Raw genomic sequence first — 5,000 nt, 5'->3', positions numbered from 1 at the left:
GAAGCTTAACCGCGCCATTGAATATATCTCGAGAAGCTGGTCTTTTCTGCTGATATTTTTGTTTGTTTTGCACAAGATAAACAGTAAATGAATATTGGCAATGAGAACGATCAAGTGTCTTAAGGGCATTTGGTGGATGCCTTGGCATGCACAGGCGATGAAGGACGTGATACGCTGCGATAAGCTACGGGGAGGTGCGAATACCCTTTGATCCGTAGATTTCCGAATGGGGCAACCCACCTTTGATGGCTAGAAAAATTAAGCTGTTTTGTAAAAAACAGTTTAAATTTCTAGTCGTCATATAAAGGTATCTACACCTGAATAAAATAGGGTGTAAGAAGCAAACGCAGGGAACTGAAACATCTAAGTACCTGTAGGAAAGGACATCAAACGAGACTCCGTTAGTAGTGGCGAGCGAACGCGGACCAGGCCAGTGGCTTAAATTTAGAAAAGTAGAAACGATTGGAAAGTCGTACCAAAGTGGGTGATAGTCCCGTATACGTAACTCTGATTTAAGTCCTAGAGTAGGGCGGGACACGTGAAATCCTGTCTGAACATGGGTCGACCACGATCCAAGCCTAAGTACTCGTGCATGACCGATAGCGCACCAGTACCGTGAGGGAAAGGTGAAAAGTACCCCGACAAGGGGAGTGAAATAGTACCTGAAACCGAATGCCTACAAACAGTCGGAGCCCAAGATACGTTCTGGGTGACGGCGTACCTTTTGTATAATGGGTCAGCGACTTAGTCTAACGAGCAAGCTTAAGCCGGTAGGTGTAGGCGTAGCGAAAGCGAGTCTGAATAGGGCGTTCAGTTCGTTGGATTAGACCCGAAACCGAGTGATCTAGCCATGAGCAGGCTGAAGGTAAGGTAACACTTACTGAAGGGCCGAACCCGTATCTGTTGCAATAGATTGGGATGACTTGTGGCTAGGGGTGAAAGGCCAATCAAACTCGGAAATAGCTGGTTCTCCGCGAAATCTATTTAGGTAGAGCGTTAGTCGAATTCTCCAGGGGGTAGAGCACTGGATGGGCTAGGGGTCCTCACCGGATTACCAAACCTAACCAAACTCCGAATACCTGGAAGAACTAACTAGCAGACACACGGCGGGTGCTAACGTCCGTCGTGGAGAGGGAAACAACCCTGACCACCATCTAAGGTCCCCAAGTTATGGCTAAGTGGGAAAGGATGTGAAGATCCCAAAACAACCAGGATGTTGGCTTAGAAGCAGCCACCATTTAAAGAAAGCGTAACAGCTCACTGGTCTAAATAAGGGTCCTCGCGCCGAAAATGTAACGGGGCTAAAGCCATACACCGAAGCTGTGGATTTACTCTTATGAGTAAGTGGTAGCGGAGCGTTCCGTAAGCCTGTGAAGGGAGACTCGTGAGAGCTCCTGGAGGTATCGGAAGTGAGAATGCTGACATGAGTAACGATAAAGGGAGTGAGAGACTCCCTCGCCGAAAGTCCAAGGGTTCCTGCTTAAAGTTAATCTGAGCAGGGTGAGTCGGCCCCTAAGGCGAGGCCGAAAGGCGTAGTCGATGGGAACCACGTTAATATTCGTGGACCTGTGGGTAGTGACGGATTGCGTATATTGTAAGGTCTTATTGGATTGATCTTGCAGTGAAGCAGTTCCAGGAAATAGCTCCCACATATAGACCGTACCCGAAACCGACACAGGTGGACTGGTAGAGAATACTAAGGCGCTTGAGAGAACTACGTTGAAGGAACTCGGCAAATTGCACGCGTAACTTCGGAAGAAGCGTGACCCTTTAGCGGGCAACCGTTAGTGGGTGGCACAAACCAGGGGGTAGCGACTGTTTACCAAAAACACAGGGCTCTGCGAAGTCGCAAGACGACGTATAGGGTCTGACGCCTGCCCGGTGCTGGAAGGTTAAGAGGAGATGTGCAAGCATTGAATTGAAGCCCCAGTAAACGGCGGCCGTAACTATAACGGTCCTAAGGTAGCGAAATTCCTTGTCGGGTAAGTTCCGACCTGCACGAATGGCGTAACGACTTCCCCGCTGTCTCCAACGTAGACTCAGTGAAATTGAACTCCCCGTGAAGATGCGGGGTTCCTGCGGTTAGACGGAAAGACCCCGTGCACCTTTACTATAGCTTTACACTGGCATTTGTGTCTGTATGTGTAGGATAGGTGGTAGACTTCGAAGCAGGGGCGCTAGCCTTTGTGGAGTCATCCTTGAAATACCACCCTTACCGATATGGATGTCTAACCGCAGTCCGTTATCCGGATTCGGGACAGTGTATGGTGGGTAGTTTGACTGGGGCGGTCGCCTCCTAAAGAGTAACGGAGGCGCGCGATGGTAGGCTCAAAACGGTCGGAAATCGTTTGTTGAGTGCAATGGCATAAGCCTGCCTGACTGTGAGACTGACAAGTCGAGCAGAGTCGAAAGACGGTCATAGTGATCCGGTGGTCCCGTGTGGAAGGGCCATCGCTCAACGGATAAAAGGTACGCCGGGGATAACAGGCTGATGACCCCCAAGAGTCCATATCGACGGGGTTGTTTGGCACCTCGATGTCGACTCATCGCATCCTGGGGCTGGAGCAGGTCCCAAGGGTATGGCTGTTCGCCATTTAAAGCGGTACGTGAGTTGGGTTCAGAACGTCGTGAGACAGTTCGGTCCCTATCTGCCGTGGGTGTTGGAATATTGACAGGACCTGTCCCTAGTACGAGAGGACCGGGATGGACGTATCTCTGGTGGACCTGTTGTGGCGCCAGCCGCATAGCAGGGTAGCTATATACGGACGAGATAACCGCTGAAGGCATCTAAGCGGGAAACTCACCTGAAAACGAGTATTCCCTGAGAACCGTGGTAGACCACCACGTTGATAGGTCAGGTGTGGAAGTGTGGTAACACATGAAGCTTACTGATACTAATCGTTCGATCGACTTGATCGTTCCCATTTCCTATATCCATTCAACCAAAATCCAAAATAAACAAAACAATACAGAAAAAACAGCTTCTCTAAATTTCTATGCTCTTCGCTGACTTGGTGGTTATGGCGGAGTGAACGCACCCGATCCCATCCCGAACTCGATCGTGAAACGCTCCAGCGCTGATGGTACTTTGTCTTAAGGCACGGGAGAGTAAGTCGCCGCCAGGTCTGCTAAGCGCATAGAATAGTCTTCTCAAACAAAATAAACAAAACAAAAATTAATAAAATTGAATAAAATAAGACGTCGACAAAAAATCACTCTTATTATATCCTCAATGACGCGGGGTGGAGCAGCCCGGTAGCTCGTCAGGCTCATAACCTGAAGGCCGCAGGTTCAAATCCTGCCCCCGCAACCAGCCTTAAATTCTCAATCCTTCCCCCCCCTTCCAAACTCCATAAAGAGCGCAAATAACAAAAATCGCTTTAAAATCAAAAATGCTCTCTAAAACAATCTCATGCACTGGAAAACTACCCAAGAAAAAGGCTTGTATCGCTGGTGCAAGCTGCTCGTCAATACAAAACAGAAAATAGCCCTATAACCATTATACCAATACAGAAAATGAAAAAACTGAAACATCTAAACACCTATAGGAGAAATAATAGCTTTCGGTTTCTAAAAGCCCCATAGCCGTTGCCAAACAGACAAGAGTGAAACCACAAAACTGCAAAACCAACAAAAGCGCTTATAAAGCAACAATAGAGCTCCCCTTCTCCCTAAGCTCATCTCACGCACTGAGCATACACAAAAAAAGAGACGCCTAAATTCAATCATTAAGTGTGAAGAATATTCCCAATAAACTTTTCTAGTAAGTCTGAAAGTACAGATCGCCACTCGTCATACCCATCACATCCTTCCATTCGCCCTAATACGTGATCCAGCACCTTACCGGTTCCGCACAAACGCATAACGGCGCTCTGGTCAAACGGGCATCCTTTAAAATTGCATTCAAATCTTCATATCGACAAAATCTGCTCCCATAAAGCCAATATACACGAATGTTGGTAGAAAAATACAGGTTGAAAGTCAATTATCGCGGACCTCTTACTCAATGAAGAGCATTATAAACCTTGCCATTAAAGCGTTGTGATTACCATTGACTGCTCAAAAAATATCTAAACAGTTTTAAAACAAGCCAAAGCCCTCTCGTAAATTGTTCGATAGCTGTAAAACACGCAACCAAACAGCATGCCCCCTGAAACAATAAGAGCAGAAAAAGAGTGTAGAAGGATACAATCAAAGCCCATAAAAACTTCTCAAGGGTTCAACCTAAACGCTGCTTCTCTTTCTTGATCTCACATGTACTGTAGCCTCTCTGTTAGGGGAGGCGCCGTCTTGAAAGGGAATCCCTCACATCTCTCTTGGCTCCAGTGGATCTCCTGAACATACTTTTTTGCATGTGTAGAAATGACATTAAAATAAGAGTTATTCATAGTAAACCAAAAAAATCATAGAATGAGAGAACACTAAAACTTGTCCTTCCCTATAAAGTCCCTCTTTATAAACGAGAGTAGCCCGTATAAACTGCAATTCTAATAATGAAAACGTGAAATAATTTATGGATGAGATCTTGCAAAATTTATTCGTAATACGCGGATGTACCTCTTTACAGTTCACTTTTTGTACAACGTTTATATCTTTGTTTTAAGAGAAGGAGCAATTAAAATGATAAAGCCAGTGAACCATTCAAAAGGCTTATAATTAATGGAAAAAGTATCCCTTCCTCTCTAAAACAACTTCATGCACTGGAAACTACACAAGAAAAAGACAGGGGATTCAATTAAACTCGTGCGTGTGAAGAATATATTCCCAATAAATTTTGCCAGTAAGTTTGAAAGGACAGTTTGCCGCTCACCATATTGTTCATGACCTTCCTTCAGTATTCTGATACTTAATATAAAAAATACTATGCTTATAAACCATCGTGGAGATGACAATAATAAAATATGCAAAAAAAGAAAACATAGGAGAAACGGAAATACAATCAGTGTTATACGTCAAAGGGTCCGCGCTAAAAGAGTCTCTCCATTAAAACAATAAGGGTG

Annotated in this window: 1 protein-coding gene, 1 tRNA gene and 2 rRNA genes; 3 read left to right on the top strand and 1 reads right to left on the bottom strand. The window is 45.5% G+C overall.

Annotated elements, in window-relative coordinates; genetic code table 11:
* The first annotated feature begins 108 nt into the window (after positions 1 to 108).
* From AC0QT1_RS08120 to AC0QT1_RS08110, 3 genes are all read left to right on the top strand, one after another.
* Positions 109 to 2,919 (top strand): 23S ribosomal RNA (locus AC0QT1_RS08120).
* Between the two features lie 91 nt (positions 2,920 to 3,010).
* Positions 3,011 to 3,125 (top strand): 5S ribosomal RNA (rrf, locus tag AC0QT1_RS08115).
* A gap of 111 nt (positions 3,126 to 3,236) precedes the next feature.
* Positions 3,237 to 3,313, top strand: a tRNA-Met gene (locus AC0QT1_RS08110).
* A gap of 415 nt (positions 3,314 to 3,728) precedes the next feature.
* Here AC0QT1_RS08110 and AC0QT1_RS08105 read toward each other — a convergent pair.
* Positions 3,729 to 3,863 carry a hypothetical protein gene (locus AC0QT1_RS08105; protein ID WP_473201219.1) on the bottom strand — a complete coding sequence of 45 codons (135 nt, stop codon included), beginning with the start codon at positions 3,861 to 3,863 and terminating at the stop codon, positions 3,729 to 3,731.
* Between the last annotated feature and the right edge of the window lie 1,137 nt (positions 3,864 to 5,000).

It is taken from the genome of Bartonella sp. P12B (assembly GCF_055796185.1).
The sequence above is the reverse complement of the archived record's forward strand: the minus strand, read 5'-3'. Positions and strand labels throughout refer to the sequence as shown.